Origin of the sequence: Mesorhizobium sp. B4-1-4 (assembly GCF_006439395.2) — a bacterium.
Classification (GTDB): Bacteria; Pseudomonadota; Alphaproteobacteria; order Rhizobiales; family Rhizobiaceae; genus Mesorhizobium.
This window is the reverse complement of record NZ_CP083950.1, coordinates 92878-108361: the sequence shown is the minus strand read 5'-3', so window position 1 is coordinate 108361 and position 15484 is coordinate 92878. Positions and strand designations below refer to the sequence as shown.

Below are 15484 nucleotides of genomic sequence, written 5' to 3'. Positions count from 1 at the left end.
CAAAATGAGGGAAAACAGATTTTGATATTTGATGCAACAAAAATCCGAGCTCAGCCGGTTCTTGTGTCTTCCCGATTTCCGAGGATCAGGGCCGAGAGGCGACGATAACCGCTGCGAATATCGTTTTCGACCGCAGCTCGGACAGCGGCCGCATCGCGATCTTGGAGCCCGCGTAAGGCCCACAAATGGTTGGAAACACCCGTTCGCGACAGCGCGAATTCCGGGTAGAGGTCATTGAAAGCCGGCCCCATGCGAAGCCATTGGGACTCAATGATCGATACCAGTTGACGCATGCCCGCGCGGCGATAAATCAGGAAATGAAAGTCCCTGTTGGCATCGAGCACGTCACTGTAGCGGCCCTCGTCGAGTCCGCGATTGATGCGCTCCTGCAAGCGTTCCAGTTCATCGATTTCCTCTTTGGTCACCCTGCTGGCGGCCTGCTCGGCAGCCAACCCTTCCAGCGCAAGGCGTATGGCCGTGATCTCTTCGAGGTCGGGCAAGGTGAGAACCGGAACGATCACGGTCTTGGGACCCGTATTGACCAACCCCCCCTCGCCGATCAGCCGTGTGATGGCATCGCGCGCAGGCGTCGTACTGACCTCAAGGGCCTGGGCGACAGATCGAAGAGTAAGCTTGGTGCCAGGCCGCAGCGCTCCGCGTATGAGCGAATCTTTCAGGGTCAGGTAGGCGCTCTCACCAAGGCTGCGATGCCTATCAATCGGCGCCATGTCACTGGGCAGCGCTTTATCCCTCTGTTTTGGCGTAGCAAACATCAATGGTCCCACTTTCGGCAGCCGAGCCTGAGGCCGGTCACCCCCGGGGCTCGAATCGCAGCTTTCATAAGCATCAGCTTATTGCCGCAGCTGCGCTGCCGCCAGAAATTTTCCCGATAACCGGGCACCGGCATCTTGACGCGAATATTAAAGTTTTGTTACACCAAATTTCATACTTCATAATCGGGTAACAGACGCAAGCTTGCTGACTGGAGGAGGAGATCGTGATCCATGGGACGTTGATGAGCAGACGCGGAATGCTCAAGCTTTCCGCAGGAGCCGTCTCCGGCATCGGAAACCTCGTTGCGTTGTCCAACAATGCCACCGCGGCTCCGCTCGATAAGCTCGTGGAGCGGGCGCGCCAGGCTGGCGAGCGAGAAGTGGTCGTGGCGGGTGGCACCGGCGCGTACGGCGATCTTGTGAAGAAGTACTTTTATGCGCCGTTTACCGAGGCAACCGGAATAGAGGTGGTTGCGGCTGGCGGAGGTTATGGCGAGAAGCTGGCCAAGTTCAAGGCGATGGCATCGGTTGGACGGGTTGAATGGGACGTCATTACTCTTTCGATCGACTCCCTCACCCCGGACATCGCGAACCTTCTCGACGATCTGGGCGATTGCGCGAACCTACCGGACGTCGGCTCTCGGGGGGTTGACGGCTCTTGTCTGGGCCATGGTGTCCTGTTTGATATCGGAGGCGGTGTCCTTGCCTTCGACAAGCGCAGTTTTCCAGATGGCCATTCTCAGCCGGCGAGTTGGGCGGACTTTTGGGATGTAAAGACCTTTCCCGGACCGAGGGCGCTGCCGAACGTCGGTAATCCATGGTGGAACTTGATTGCAGCGCTCGAGGCCGATGGCGTGAGCCGCGATCAATTGTTCCCGCTGGATGTTGATCGCGCCTTCCGTAAGCTCGACGAGATCAAACCCGATGTGACGGTATGGTGGAAGAGCGGCGATCAGAGCCAGCAGCTCTTCCGCACTGGCGAAGTGGTCATGGCCATGTTGTTTTCCGGTCGCGCCTTCCGGTTGCGTGCCGAGAAGATACCGCTCGGAATCAGCTGGCAGGGAGCCCCCCTCGATGCTGCGTTCTGGGCGGTGACCAAGGGCGCACAACACCCGAATGCCGCGCTTGCGCTCCTCGACTTCATCTATACGCGCCCGGAGGCACACGCCGCGTTCGCGAACGAATCGTTTGGATCGACCGCCCAGCGCGAAGCAATCAAGTTCCTGCCGCAGGATGCCCGGGCATCAAGTGTCATTCAACCCGATAACTGGTCTCAGATTGTCCAAATCAACCGTGACTGGCTGGCAGCGAACCGGGACGCGATTCTGGAACGCTGGAGCACATGGCTTGCGAGCTGAACGCTGCGCACCTGGTTGCTCGCGGCAAAGTCTCCAATGCCGCAAAGGGTCTTCGCACTATCGGGTATCGCAAGGTCGCTGATCACAGGAACCAACGGAGGTAGGCAGGCAGTGGATGGCATGAATGTATCGGTGCGGGGACTGGGAAAGCGTTACGGTTTGGTTCGGGCTGTCGAGGAGGTCACGCTAGACGTTCGTCCCGGCGAGTTCCTTTCGCTTCTCGGGCCATCAGGGTCAGGCAAGACGACTCTCATGATGATGATTGCCGGCTTCGAGATGCCTAGCTCGGGCGACATCCGGATTGGCGATCGGGATGTGACCTACGTCGCTCCGAACCGGCGCAATGTTGGCATGGTGTTTCAGCGCTATGCTCTGTTTCCCCACATGACAGTTGCCGACAACATCGCGTTCCCGCTGCGCATGCGTAAAGTCCCAAAGGCCGATGCAGCGCGCCGCGTCGCCGACGCCTTGGCTCTGGTACAGCTTGAGGGCTACGGGAAACGCCTGCCGAGGGAACTGTCTGGCGGGCAGCAGCAACGCGTTGCAGTGGCGCGAGCACTTGTGTTCGAGCCGCCCGTGCTGCTCATGGACGAGCCACTGGGCGCGCTCGACAAGAAGCTCCGTGAGCAAATGCAAATCGAGATAAAGCGCCTGCAGCAGCGGCTGGGTGTAACCGTTATCTACGTCACGCACGACCAGGAAGAAGCGCTTACCATGTCGGACCGGATCGCGGTGATGCGCGACGGCTCTTTGGAGCAGATAGGCTCCCCTACCGAGCTTTACGACACGCCTGCCACACCATTCGTCGCCGATTTCGTCGGCAAGACGAACTTCCTGGAAGGCGAATGCCGCAATTGCACTGGAACCGGTCTCGAGATCGGGTTTGGTAAAAGCGGGTTCATTCAAATAGCTCAGCGCCCCCCTGCTCCGAAAACTCGCCCGAAGCCCGGCGATCGCCTGCGTTTGGCTGTGCGCCCTGAGCAGATACGGATGCTCCGCCCGGGTGAAACAGACGGCCCGACCCTTGAAGGCGTTGTCGAAGCCGTCATTTTCGTCGGGTCGTTTCGCACGTTCCTTGTCCGGCTTGCGGGCGGAGAACTCCTCCATGTCCAGGTCCATATGGACCGCGACATTTCGCATCCATTGGAAGGAGATCGCGTCAGCCTGGCGATACCAAGCCAGGCAGTGCACTTTTTCCCTGAGGCGAGGTGCTGACGATGTCTGCTACCCCGGTCACGAAACGCTCCTTTTTTCGCAGCGGTCCAACATCGTCGAGAGAGTATGGACCGACGCTGTCGCTTCTTCTCGTAACACCGCTTCTTCTGCTCCTGTTGGGTGGATTTCTCTATCCGGTTGGAAGGCTTTTTTGGGGTAGCGTCTTTGCGCCAGAGGCAACGCCCAAACATTACCTGCGCATCCTGCAGGAACCCTTATATTTCCTCATTCTGTGGCGGACGTTCGAGATCGCCTTCATCGTCACCGTTCTGGCCTTCCTGCTCGGCTATCCCGTCGCTCTGGCCATGTCACGGGTCTCCGGGCGTGCAGCAATGCTGATCGGTGCCTGCGTGCTCATCCCCTTGTGGACGAGTGTTCTCGTCCGCTCCTACGCATGGATTGTGCTGCTCCAGCGCAACGGGGTCATCAACAACACCCTTCATGAGGCTGGGTTGATCGAGACGCCATTAAAGCTCCTCTATACGCAAGGTGCCGTGGTCGTGGCGATGACGCAGGTTTTGCTGCCCTTCATGGTCTTGCCGATCTATTCGGTGGTCCATAGCATCCCGGACGATCTTACCAGAGCGGCTCGTAACCTCGGCGCGGGCGGCCTCCAGGCCTTTCTTCACATTACGCTGCCGCTCAGTCTGCCTGGCGTCGCGGCCGGTGTGCTCATCACATTCATTTTGTCGCTCGGGTTCTACGTCACGCCGGCGCTCGTCGGCGGGCCCAGCACGCTGATGATGTCGACCTTGATCGGTCAGCAGACGACGGAGCTGCTTAACTGGCCATTCGCGGGCGCGTTGTCCGCCGTCCTGCTGATCGCGACACTTTTGCTTGTCATCGTCTTCCGGCGCGCGCTTGCACTCAACAAGGGGTTCAAACTTGGTTGACGCTGACTTCGTTCTTGCCGAACGCCAAATTCGAGAAAAGCGCCGCATCGGCAATGGTCTGGCTGGGCTGCTTGCCGCGCTCATGATCGGGCTGATCCTGTTCTTCCTTCTCCTGCCGACACTCATCGTCATCCCAATGTCGCTCGGCACCTCACCCTATATCGAGTTCCCGCCGCAGGGCCTGACCTTCAGGTGGTACGAGCAGTATTTCAGCGATCCGGACTGGATGGCAGCGACCTGGTTCAGCATTCGCATTGCCGTAGCCACGACATTCTCGGCAACGGTCATCGGCACGCTTGCCGCTGTCGCCCTGGTCCGGGGCCGCTTGCCGGGGAAAGAGTTCCTGCAGGCGCTGACGCTGGCTCCGCTGATTGTCCCCCATATTGTCATCGCGGTGGCGCTCTATCTCTTTTTCGCGCCCCTTGGCCTGGTGGGGAGCTTCTATGGGTTTGTTATCGCTCATTCGATGCTCGCGGTCCCCTATGTGGTGATCACGGTGAGTGCAGCCCTGCAGCGCTTCGATGCGAACCTCGAACTTGCAGCGCTCAACTGCGGCGCCACGCGGATACAGGCCTTCTTTCACATCGTGCTGCCGAACATCATGCCTGGCGTTGCCGCGGGCGCGGTATTCGCCTTCCTCGCCTCATTCGACGAGGCGACGGTTGCCTTCTTCCTTTCGGGCATGGAGGGCAAGACGATCACGCGCAAAATGTTCGAAGACATCGATTTCAATCTGACGCCTGTCATCGCGGCCGTTTCGACTGTTCTGACGCTAGTCTCGCTGATCCTCATGAGCACGATCGAAATTGCGCGGCGGCGAAGTGAACCTGGTCGCCAGGGATGAAGCCTGGGCGCGGTTGGCTTCTGGCGTCGAGAAGGAGACAAATTGTGCACGCAGCCATGCCATCACGCGGGGCCGAACCAAAGCACCGGCCCGACGCGAGACCCTCGACACATCGACGGATCCTTGTCGGGCGCCTGTTTCATGAGTCGCACAGTTTCAGCCCGCAGATCACTTCGGGTGAGGCGTTCGAAATCAAGAATGGCGAAGACTTGCTCGCTCACGCACGGTGTTCGGGTACGACCCTTGGCGGCATCGTCAAGCGGGCAGCGGAGTTTGGCCACGAGGTGGTGCCTACCGTTTCGGCAGTGGCTCCTCCTGGCGGCCTGGTGGATCATCACTTCTACGTTCAACTCCGGGACGCGTTGATAGCTCTGGCTTGCCAGGAACGATATGACGCCATCGCCCTGGAATTGCACGGTGCAATGGCGACGACCGAGCTGCCGGACGCCGACGGCGATCTTCTTGTTCGCTTGCGCGAGGCGGTTGGCCCGGATGTCCCGATTGGCATCGGTCTTGACCTGCACGCCCATGTCACGCAGAGCATGCTGCGTTCGGTCGATATCTGTATTGCGTGCAAGGAGAACCCGCATTCCGATGTGGTTTCGTGCGGCGAGCGTGTCGTCGAATGCCTCGCGGCCGTGCTGGACGGAACGCTCAAACCGGTCCTCACCATGGCCAAGGTGCCTATGATCCTGCCGGGCGCCGCGGAGACGGGCGCGGGGCCCCTCGCCGAACTCCACGCGCGTGCGCGGGCCATCGCCATGGCCCATCCGGAGATCTGGGACATATCTCTGTTCAACGTCTATCCGTACACGGATGACGAGGATATGGGGCAAGCAGCGGTCGTGCTGACGCATGGTCCGAGCCGGCTTGCACAACGAGCGGCAATGGAGTTCGTCCGGGATTTCTGGGCCTGGCGCGAACGTTTCCGCGATAATTTTTCCACAATCGACGAGGCGCTTGATCTCGTTGCGCGAGAGTCTGGTCGGCGCCCGTACATCCTCGCCGACATGGGCGATCGGGTTCTGGCCGGGGCGCCCGGCGACAGCACGGCCATCATCAAACATGCGCTGGTTCGGGGCGACCGCCTTCGTGGCGCTATTCCGGTTACGGATCCCACAAGCGTGGAAGCCGCCGCACAGGCCGGCATTGGCGCTCGCGTAACGCTTGGCATCGGCGGACGCTTGACGCCAGGTTTCGCGCCCCTAACGGTCTCCGGCGTCGTGGCGGCAATCAGCGAGGGTCGCTTTGTGATAAAAGGGCCGTTCGGCGCCGGTGAAGAAACCTCCCTTGGCCGCTCCGCGGTGTTGGTTGTCGATGACCGGCTGAGCATCATGCTGACGAGCAAGCCGGGCTTCACGCACGATCCGGCGGCTTTTGCGAGCCAAGGCATCGATGTGGCGAGCCAGGATTTCGTCGTTGTGAAATCTGGCTATCACTTCAAACTGAATTTCGCGAGGATCGGCACGCCGCTCGGTGTCGCGACGCCTGGGATCGGCTACTACACGCCCGGACTGCTGCACTGGAAGAGAGCGCGATTCTGGCCGGAACACCTCGTGCCCGAGCCTGAGATCAGAGCTGTCGCGTACGGCAAGTCCGTTAAGACGCCGGCGGCTTGAGCCACGTCACAGTACGGCCCAATTCTTCAGCCGCCCGCGGCTTCCTTCAACCGCGCCAGATGAGCACGGCAGATTTTCTTCGACAAGTTCATGGAGCGTGGCGGTACGCTCGCCGAGCCAGACAAGGGCTTCCTCGCTGATTTCATAATGCTTTGAATACCGTGCTTTGACATAGGCCTCATTCAGCGTGTTGAACCAGGCACGGTAGCGCTGTTGGTCGCGTGGCCAGGCTTCGGCAAGCCGCCGGTCTTGCTCCTCTGCCAAGGCACGCAGGAAGGACAGCTTGTGCGAGGGCGGGCTGTAGTTTGTCAGCACCAACAGAAGTGCTGCGTAGTTATTCTCAATCGCCTGATGCAGCTGGAAGGATGCGTTTTTCAGGCGTCCTTTCTCCAACGCAAAACGAAAGGCGTCAAAGAAATCCCGTGCGCCAGGTATGCGATCGTCGAAATACTCTACGGCAAACTTATAAGCTGCCGCGGGCGTTATCGCCTTCGGCTCAGCCAATGGCTCGTCATCGAGCTCGTAAAGCACGATGCCATCGCGGCGGATGTCGGTGAAGAAATACTGCCCCTCGCGCAGTGCCGTGTTTACCTCGCGCCGTGAATGCACGATGAAGTTTGTCGGCGTGTTCACACCCCGGTCGCGATCAAGACGATCCTTTGCCTTGTACCAATAGTCGAAATCGGCAAGCTTGCGATTATTCACCACGATCAGCAGGTCGTAGTCCGACCGATAACCCTTCATCGTATGCGGCTCGTCGACCCAGTCGCCGCGGGCGTAGGAGCCGAACAGGATCGTCTTGAGGATACGACCCTTCTTCTTGAATTCGGTCGAACCGTCTGCCAGCGCATCGTCGAACTCCTCATGGAGGATATCCATGATGCGGCGCAGCTCGCGCTGCTTCTTCTCCGGCAAATGTTCGATGCTGGTCTTCATCATCGACGCTGAAATCCTCAGATTGACTGTCATCGAGGGATGGCGTCCACGATCCCTTTCCCCGCAGTGCTAGCGGAAGGTCGCAGGCTTCGGCAATGGGTACTTTCACCACCGACGTTGCCCGATTTGCGCAGTGCTTTACAGCCCTTGCTCGCTGAAACACACAGCTCAGAACCGCGCCGCCAGTTATCTCCCCATGGGCTTGCCCCCGCAGGGAGTTTGTTTCGCGAGCATATAGGATTATACGGCAACCTGGAATTGCCAAACGGTGGAACCGGCCGATAGCATTGGCATGTGGAACTAATTCGGCATAAGGGCAATGGGAAGGTTCCGAGATGGGGCGCGATCGGAAACCGACACAGGTGTTGAGGCAGGGCGCGCCGATGAAGCCACTGGTCCTGATCTGCTCTGAGGACGCCGACTTCTACCTAGTCTTCGGCCACATCCTGGAGGAGGCCGGCTTCGTAAGCGAGCTGGCCGGCGGCATCGAGGAAGCCATCCAACTGGCGAGCGAACGGGAGCCGCATGCCGTCGTCCTCGACTGCCAGCCGTCGGGTGCGAGCGGGCCAGAGATTTGCGCCCGGCTCAAGGGCGATCCGCGGAGCCGATCCCTGGCCATCGTTGCCCTGATCGCGCCCGGTGCCGAGAACCAGCACCTCGGCCTGCTGAAGGCCGGGATCAATGAAAGCTTCCTGCGGCCTTTCGCGCCGGCCAAGCTACTCACCTATCTGCGGGGCAAGCTGTCGGGAGCACCGGCGGTTTCCAATGAGGAGGATAATCAGTCGCTGATCTGCGGCGACCTCAAGATACGGCTCGCAAGCCATAAGGTGCGTTGGAGCGGCCAGCAGCTGCATCTCGGCCCGATCGAGTTCAACCTGTTGCGCTATCTGGTCGAGAACCGCGGCAAGGTGTGCAGCCGCGACGAACTCATCCAAGCGGCCTGGCCCGACAATCACCATGTCGACACACGCACCGTTGACGTCCATGTCAGTCGCCTCAGAAAGACGATGAAGACGATCTCTCGGCGCAACGTCATCCGCACCATACGCTCAGCAGGCTACGCCCTCAACGAGCACGATCAATGAGCGGCAGCGGCATCAACACACGTGCTTCCCAGCGCATTTCCGCGATCGGACGGCGCGCGAGGTTTTCATATCTGCCGCGGAACACCTCCAGGGCATACGTCTCGGCCCTATAGCGTATCGAGTTGAAGCTTAGCGAGCCCACTCTGTTCCTTTTTGCGTCAGGTCCTACTTCATGGCGCAGCTGATCGCCCTGACCTGCTTGAACGCCACCGCGAAAATAGGGATCGTCCTCATTCATTGTAAACATCCGACCGAGAGCTTGCCATAAACGCGACGGAAGCTGGAAGTCCGAGAAGAGATTCGCCGGTCGGTTAGCCTCATGGAATACGACAACGAGTAATTCGCCATCTTCATGAGGATGGACTTCGCTTGGAGGCTGGCTGCGGGGAAAGCGGCGGCGCGTAGAACGGCAATCCGCGATCAAGGGAGGAGGATGCCGAGCGAGCGAAGAAGGTTAGCTTCCATTTTGAAACCGAGGACAACAAAGGATTACTACCGGGGCAACAGCATCGGTCCGCTACTTGACGAACAGCTTACGCGGTATCTCCGTCAGCGGCTCATGTCCCTGCTCGGTAACCACGAAAGACTGTGTGATGGTGATTCCAGTGTCCTTTAACCACAGGCCCGACATCATATGGAAACACATCCCCGGCTTGAGGACGGTTGTGTCGCCCCTTCTCAAGCTGGCCGTGCGATCCTGCATTGAGGGAGGAAAGCCCACACCGATCGGATAGCCGACTCGCGCTTCTTTCTCGATCCCATACTTTGCGAGCTTCCTGCTAAAGGCAGTGCTAACTTCCTCAGCAGTCGCGCCCGGACGAGCTGTTTCCAGCCCTGTGTTCAGTGCCTCCACAACAATCTCGGAAAGCTTTTCGTATTCAGCGGTCGGCTTGCCTACCGAAACCGTGCGGGCGAGATTGACTTGATAGCGGTATCGATTCGCAAAAAGTTCAAGATTTACGATTGTCGAAGGTGGGAGGGGATCATCGGTCCAGTCGGCATGCGGTGCGACTTGACGAGGTCCGATGCAAAGAAAAGGCGGTGTGGATGCATATGATCCGCCGAACTCGGACGTTCCGGAAATCTGCTGGTGATAAACTGCTGCAGCGATGTCGCATTCGCGCACCCCGGGCTCGATCACTTGGATAGCACGGCACATCATTGCGTCCGCTATGCCACCGGCTTGGCGCATAATCGCCACCTCGGCCGGGCTCTTCACAATCCGAATCCAGTTTATGATCAGGTCGGCGTCTACGATTTTGGCATTGGGAAGCGCCTTGACCAAGTCGGCATGGGCACGGGCTGAATAATAAAATCCTCCAAACTCCACGCCTATTGTGGGTTTTTCACCAGCAACTTCTTTTACAACATCGGCCATGAAGTCGAACGCTGATAGCGTCGCGGACGCTACATATTGGTCCGGATAGGCCCTGATATTGGTTTCAGCAAGATAGGTCGTCATGGTCGCCGAAACGCGGTCCATGAAGCGCCCTACCCACATCGGCTCGTCACGGTCCAGACATACAATCACCATTTGCGGCGTATAAAATGAGTAAGCGGAGTAGCCGGTGAGATAGTTCTGGTTCGCCGGCTCCACAACGAGGAGGACATCGAGCCCTCGATTGGACATCTCCCGCTTTACCGCTGACAGACGTGTTGCAAATTCCACCTTATCGAAGTGAAGTTGCTTTTTCATGCTGGCACTTCCTTGAGTGTTGTTTTACATTATGGCTTTGGCGTTTTTGGCGCAGAGGGATAAGCGTCTGGATCTCCGCCACTGCCTCGCTGTTAAAAGTCGGCCCGCAACTTGAGGCCAAGGTCTCGCCGGTGGGTCGCCGGCCTCCCCGTTGGGAGGGTGAGAAAGCCTGACCGCCAAACCTGAGGCTAAAGTGGGTTGAGTGCTGAGGGGGCATTGTTGGCGCAAAGGACCTCAAGGCTGCTTCATAGCGGCAGCGTGGAGTGCCATGATGAGGCCGCTGCCGTCCTTGTCGCCTTGGGTCCTAACCAGACCACACATGACTCTCGTGTTCTTCAAACCTCAATTCCGTTAGCTGTCTCTCTAGCGCCGGCTTTTCGCTGGCCGCGGCGAGGCTGATGGGCAGTAGCCGGCTGAGAAGACAGTGCAAGAGGGTGACCACTCCCATGGGCCGAGTTGGTGCAATCGTCTTTCCGACCGCTCGCCCACCTACCCGTGCGAGGTGTCGCCATGAGGGGACTGAGGGGGAGCCGCCTCGATTGCCATCTGCCGGAATTGCTCAAGGTCGAATTTGCCGAGTTCTTCAAGCAGCCTCGGCCACGAAGTCAGTCCCTCCGCCAAGGACTTAACATAGAAGAACTCGTTGGGAGCATGAACATCTTCATCTGGTAGGTTGAAGCCGAACATGAGTGTCTGCACTCCTAGTAATTCGTGAAATATCGTCGTGATCGGTACAGTGGCGCCCAAACGTACGAGGACCGGCTCCAACTTGGCGGTCTGGAGCAGAACTTTCTTCGCCGCGACGACCAATGGATGTGTTTTTCGCAAGCTGAAAGCCGGAGTGCCCGTATTTGGATCTATGATTGAAAGACGTACCCCGAGGGGCGAGCAGACATTCCGCAGGTGCGCTTTTACCGCTTCAAGTGCTTGATGAGGATCCTGCCCCGGCGGGATACGCAGCGAAAGCTTGGCATGGGCGGTGTTCGGAATGATCGTCTTGCTACCAGGGCCGACATAGCCCCCCCAAATCCCATTGACGTCCAATGCCGGTCGCAAGGTGAGCTGCTCGCGCACTGAATATCCGGTTTCGCCAAAACCTTGCGCACCGACCTCCCTTAGGAACTCGGCTTCATTGAACGGTAGCATGGCAATTTGCAACCGCTCTTCCTCCGACAATGGCGGGACGCCCGCCATCAACACTGGAATGGCGATAGCGCCCCGCTCATCATGCAGCGACGCAATGATGCGAGCCATCTCATGGATGGCATTTCGAACTGTGCCGCCATACCTTCCTGAATGAAGATCCTTGTCAGCTGTGTGAATGGAAAATTCCAGTTCCCCCAGCCCGCGACAGCCCACGTTAATCGTTGGGAAGTGAGCACTGGCCCGCCCACCATCGGCCGAAATCATCGCTTCAGCTTGCAGCAATTCTTTGTGCTGCAATACAATGTTGCGCAGGCTCGGGCTGCCGCTCTCTTCCTCACCCTCCAAGAAGATCTTGATATTGACCGGACACGAACCTCTTAAACTCAGAAAGGCAGCGACCGTCGCGAGCGCGATAACAGTTGAACCTTTTACATCCGAGGCGCCTCGAGCGTAGATGCGCCCGTCACGTATTGTGGGCTCGAAAGGCGGAGTCACCCACGCTTCAATCGGATCTGGGGGCATCACGTCGTAGTGGCCGTAGATGAGCACCGTGGGCTTGCCTGATGCACCGTTCCAGGCTCCGAATACCGCGGGATGGCCGCCACCATCCAACAGTTGAACCTCACTGAGCCCCATCCGGTTCAACCAATCCAACAGGAACTCTTGCGCCCTTCGCATTCCCTGGCAGAACGCCGGATCGGTACTTACACTTGGCATCCGCAGGAAATTGAAGAGCTCGCGCATTATTTCATCTTGGCGGTCCAGCAGGTCCTCAACGATAGCATCTACATGCATGGACAATTCCTTCAGATCGCCAGTTGAACTTTACGGCCCTCGACAAATGCACGCAGGGCGGGAGACTCTTCGAGAGAAGCGGACAGAAGCAGGTAGGACAGTGTTTTGCCGTGTCCATCCAAGCCGAGACTTACGTTCACTCCTCCCTCGAGAACGCCGTCGAGAACGAAGTTGAAAGCGCTTAACTTGGGAAGCTCGTAGCGGACGACGGATGACGGGTTTCGGTGCCGAAAGACCCCACGAACAAACTCGGCGCTAAGCGGCTCGCGCAACGCTCCGAAGAGTTCGGTGTCGTTGCAAAAGACACCGATATTAAGGCGATTTCCTTTGTCACCCGATCGGGCATGCACAAGGTCGTAGAGCCTGTATCGTCTAGCTGTCGTCATGGTCAGGCGTCCCGAAAGATCACATGGTGGTTGACGCGCTCGCGCTCCACGAAGCATGAGCCGCTCGCCAATCGAGGGGTCAGATGTGCCCGAACCCCTCCGCCGCCCGCCGGTCCGGCGCAATACAACGCGCCGACCTCGTCCAATAGCAACTGACCGACTTTTCGATCTTCTGTCATCGCCGCGAACCTAAGTCGAATATCTTCGGAGCCGCACATGACGCCGTTCACGGAAAACGGACTGCGCTCATTTGACCCGAACACGCTCTGCTGCCCAATGGCATCGACCCGCACCTTCAGCCCTGGGGCAAATCTCGCCATCCGCCGCAGTATGGTCTCGGCGGCCAGTTTGGCGCGCCCTAAGGCGTTTGGTCCGGCATAGGAAATCTCGGCCTCCGCTAATTGCCCGCCATCGAGGCAGACCGTGACCTTCAATTTGTTGGGACGTGGGCTGCCTTTCGCGCCGCTTACCTGAACCCGGTGTGCTCCCAAGTCGACAAGCTCGACATCAGTGATATCGAGAATAACGTCCGGCGTAAAATAGGCGGCTGGATCGTGAATCTCATAGAGAAGCTGTTCAGTGACGGTTCGCCGATCGATCAATCCGCCGGTACCGTCCGGCTTTGTTATTTCGAACACACCATTTGATGCTACCTTCACAACAGGATAGCCTATCGCATCCATCGTCGGCACGTCTTTACAACCTGGGTCAGCAAAGTACCCCCCCGATACTTGAGGTCCGCATTCCAGGAGGTGTCCGGCTAAGGTGCCGGCGGCAAGCTTGTCCCAATCGTTCCACGCCCAACCGAAAGCATGAATCAAAGGACCAAGAGCCAAGGCCGGGTCAGCTACCCGTCCCGTGACGACTATGTCAGCTCCGCCGTCGAGCGCCTCAACAATGGCGGCCGCTCCCAGATATACGTTAGCAGCTACGAGTTGGGTCTTCGGCACACCATTGTCCAAGTCAATGGCAGCCAAGTCTGCGTCGGTAATCTGATCAAGTAGATTGTCTCCCGAAACGCAAGCGATACGCAATGCGCCACAGCCGTCTTCGGCCATCCAACCGGCGATTGCATCCATGGCCGCATGCGGATTTGCTGCCCCGAAGTTGCCGACGATCTTTATTCCATTGCGAGCACAGTCGCGTAGCGCGGGTCGTAAAAGCCGCTCGAGCGACGGCACCGCGCCTGCCGAAGGCACGATTTGCTTCTGCTTCTGGGCAAGAGCAAGCGTACGTTCAGCAAGAGTCTCGTAAATTAGAAACCGGGGCCCGTCGCTGCGCGAAAGCAAGTCTATCAAAGGGCCCGACGAGTCGGATCTGTCGCCGGCAAACCCAGCGGCGGCACCAATTAGGACGGGCTTTGACAAGAAAACCTCCGATAATATTGCCGCCTGATCCTCGCTCCCCAGCGCGGAAATACACAGTGGCTTACGGGGCCAAGGGCAAAAATGTCAAATAATGCCGGCACATCCTTTCATAGCATCGACCTATGATGTAGGCTTTGCTCGTTCGAGCAGGTCACTATGAATCTCACTATCCGACAACTTGAGATCTTGGCTGCGGTAGGCGATGCGATGAGCTTCACCGCCGCTGCCGAGGCGCTTGGGATTTCCCAGCCGGCAGTAAGTGAGACCATCCGCCGAGTCGAGGTCGAGCTCGGAATGCCTGTCATCGACCGCACAACCCGCAAGATGAAGCTGACGCCCGAGGGTCAACACATCATTGCAACCGCGCGCGAGGCAGTGCGATACCTACATCACTCACTTGGAACGATTAGCGATCATCTCATTGGCCAGCGTAACCGAATTGCGATTTCGGCGCTTCCGTCAGCCGTTTGCTCCTTATTGTCCGACTATTTGCCTCTATTCCTGGAGGCTCATCCCAACGTCGACGTCAATATCTACGATGTTGCCCAGGGCGAAGCCTTGACGATGCTCAATGACGGCATTGTTGACGCCGCCCTCCTAAGCCGGCCGGAAGATATGACCGGACTCGAGTTTCACCTTGTCTTCCAGGACGCTCTACACGCGGTCTGCCACCGCGGACATCCCCTCGCTCGCATGCCGAAAGTGACCTGGCACGAGTTTCAAGATTGGCCCTTCATCGCCATTTCCCGGAGTTCTTCGGTTCGCCAATTGACCGATGCAGGCTTTCTCCAGGCAGGCATCTCGGTGGATGCGGCATTCGAAGTTCGCCAGATACCATCGGCGAGCGCGCTTGCATCGGCCGGGCTGGGAATCACCATATTGCCGTCAATGACCTTGTCTATGGTCAGTAAGGATAAACTGAGTATGATTCCGCTGGTCGAGCCCGTTATCACACGTCAAATAGGCTTCGTGTTTCGCAAGGAGAGGCTACAATCACCGACTATGAGCAAGCTGATCCAATTCATTAGTGATCGAGCTTCGAGCGAACTGCGAACCCCAGATAAGAAGGTCGCGCTCAGACTAAAGCGGTAGATGACACGCCAGGTTTGACGCAGGCCCGCCACACGGGAACGGAAACGTAGCAATCGCTTTGGCAACCGCACGATCTTGCCGCAGCCTTGCGTTTACGTGCAATCGTTTCGGTGTCGGATATCAGCCGGCGCTAAGCCACAGAAGCCATAGTGGCCTTGCACAAACCGGCGATGTCATAGACCGGCAGGTTTGTCTGCTGACGGATTGCGGGCGCTACGCTTGGGAAGGCCGCACATTCCAATAGGATGATTGCGATTTTCGGATGCGTGCCTCTCAGTC

13 protein-coding genes and 1 pseudogene are annotated in these 15484 nt (G+C 58.3%); 7 read left to right on the top strand and 7 right to left on the bottom strand.

The window, feature by feature from the left end; genetic code table 11:
• Positions 1-50: 50 nt before the first annotated feature.
• Positions 51-728 carry a GntR family transcriptional regulator gene (locus tag FJW03_RS00500; protein ID WP_140762724.1) on the bottom strand — a complete coding sequence of 226 codons (678 nt, stop codon included), beginning with the start codon at positions 726-728 and terminating at the stop codon, positions 51-53.
• Positions 729-1030: 302 nt separating this feature from the next.
• Between FJW03_RS00500 and FJW03_RS00495 the strand changes: the two genes are divergently transcribed.
• The 5 genes from FJW03_RS00495 (at position 1031) to FJW03_RS00475 (ending at position 6702) form a co-directional block, all read left to right on the top strand.
• Entirely contained in the window at positions 1031-2131 is a 1101-nt protein-coding gene (locus FJW03_RS00495; protein WP_181173200.1) for an ABC transporter substrate-binding protein, read from the top strand.
• A gap of 111 nt (positions 2132-2242) precedes the next feature.
• Entirely contained in the window at positions 2243-3346 is a 1104-nt protein-coding gene (locus FJW03_RS00490) for an ABC transporter ATP-binding protein (RefSeq protein ID WP_413466450.1), read from the top strand.
• Positions 3347-3348: 2 nt separating this feature from the next.
• Positions 3349-4239, top strand: coding sequence for an ABC transporter permease (locus FJW03_RS00485; RefSeq protein WP_140762280.1), 891 nt, complete (start codon positions 3349-3351; stop codon positions 4237-4239).
• Between the two features lie 28 nt (positions 4240-4267).
• Positions 4268-5083: an ABC transporter permease gene (locus tag FJW03_RS00480; protein WP_226890731.1), complete on the top strand. Its 816-nt coding sequence runs from the start codon at positions 4268-4270 to the stop codon at positions 5081-5083.
• A 44-nt stretch (positions 5084-5127) separates the two neighbouring features.
• Positions 5128-6702, top strand: a complete 1575-nt coding sequence (locus FJW03_RS00475; protein ID WP_181173199.1) for a M81 family metallopeptidase — start codon at positions 5128-5130, stop codon at positions 6700-6702.
• Positions 6703-6728: 26 nt separating this feature from the next.
• Here FJW03_RS00475 and FJW03_RS00470 read toward each other — a convergent pair.
• Positions 6729-7638 (bottom strand): annotated as a pseudogene (locus FJW03_RS00470) (nucleotidyltransferase and HEPN domain-containing protein).
• A gap of 383 nt (positions 7639-8021) precedes the next feature.
• On the opposite strand from FJW03_RS00470, the gene FJW03_RS00465 reads away from it, so the two are divergent.
• The gene (locus tag FJW03_RS00465) at positions 8022-8723 is read left to right on the top strand and encodes a response regulator transcription factor (RefSeq protein ID WP_226890537.1); all 702 of its coding nucleotides are present in this window, start codon (positions 8022-8024) and stop codon (positions 8721-8723) included.
• Here FJW03_RS00465 and FJW03_RS00460 read toward each other — a convergent pair.
• From FJW03_RS00460 to FJW03_RS00440, 5 genes are all read right to left on the bottom strand, one after another.
• Complete coding sequence (locus FJW03_RS00460) at positions 8704-8961, bottom strand: hypothetical protein (protein ID WP_140767463.1); 258 nt, start codon at positions 8959-8961, stop codon at positions 8704-8706. The genes FJW03_RS00465 and FJW03_RS00460 overlap by 20 nt on opposite strands.
• Before the next feature lie 279 nt (positions 8962-9240).
• Entirely contained in the window at positions 9241-10419 is a 1179-nt protein-coding gene (locus tag FJW03_RS00455; RefSeq protein WP_140767464.1) for a M24 family metallopeptidase, read from the bottom strand.
• 489 nt (positions 10420-10908) lie between these two features.
• Positions 10909-12360, bottom strand: a complete 1452-nt coding sequence (locus FJW03_RS00450; protein WP_140767465.1) for a M20/M25/M40 family metallo-hydrolase — start codon at positions 12358-12360, stop codon at positions 10909-10911.
• Positions 12361-12371: 11 nt separating this feature from the next.
• Complete coding sequence (locus FJW03_RS00445; RefSeq protein WP_140767466.1) at positions 12372-12746, bottom strand: hypothetical protein; 375 nt, start codon at positions 12744-12746, stop codon at positions 12372-12374.
• A 2-nt stretch (positions 12747-12748) separates the two neighbouring features.
• Positions 12749-14113, bottom strand: a complete 1365-nt coding sequence (locus tag FJW03_RS00440) for an acyclic terpene utilization AtuA family protein (RefSeq protein WP_140767467.1) — start codon at positions 14111-14113, stop codon at positions 12749-12751.
• A 156-nt stretch (positions 14114-14269) separates the two neighbouring features.
• On the opposite strand from FJW03_RS00440, the gene FJW03_RS00435 reads away from it, so the two are divergent.
• Positions 14270-15205, top strand: a complete 936-nt coding sequence (locus FJW03_RS00435) for a LysR family transcriptional regulator (protein ID WP_140767468.1) — start codon at positions 14270-14272, stop codon at positions 15203-15205.
• The last annotated feature ends 279 nt before the right edge of the window (positions 15206-15484 follow it).

Coding starts and splice junctions, on each gene's coding strand:
- FJW03_RS00500 (WP_140762724.1), bottom strand. CDS start 728: ATGGCGCCGATTGATAGGCATCGCAGCCTTGGTGAGAGCGCCTACCTG.
- FJW03_RS00495 (WP_181173200.1), top strand. CDS start 1,031: ATGCTCAAGCTTTCCGCAGGAGCCGTCTCCGGCATCGGAAACCTCGTT.
- FJW03_RS00485 (WP_140762280.1), top strand. CDS start 3,349: ATGTCTGCTACCCCGGTCACGAAACGCTCCTTTTTTCGCAGCGGTCCA.
- FJW03_RS00465 (WP_226890537.1), top strand. CDS start 8,022: ATGAAGCCACTGGTCCTGATCTGCTCTGAGGACGCCGACTTCTACCTA.
- FJW03_RS00460 (WP_140767463.1), bottom strand. CDS start 8,961: ATGAATGAGGACGATCCCTATTTTCGCGGTGGCGTTCAAGCAGGTCAG.
- FJW03_RS00455 (WP_140767464.1), bottom strand. CDS start 10,419: ATGAAAAAGCAACTTCACTTCGATAAGGTGGAATTTGCAACACGTCTG.
- FJW03_RS00450 (WP_140767465.1), bottom strand. CDS start 12,360: ATGCATGTAGATGCTATCGTTGAGGACCTGCTGGACCGCCAAGATGAA.
- FJW03_RS00445 (WP_140767466.1), bottom strand. CDS start 12,746: ATGACGACAGCTAGACGATACAGGCTCTACGACCTTGTGCATGCCCGA.
- FJW03_RS00435 (WP_140767468.1), top strand. CDS start 14,270: ATGAATCTCACTATCCGACAACTTGAGATCTTGGCTGCGGTAGGCGAT.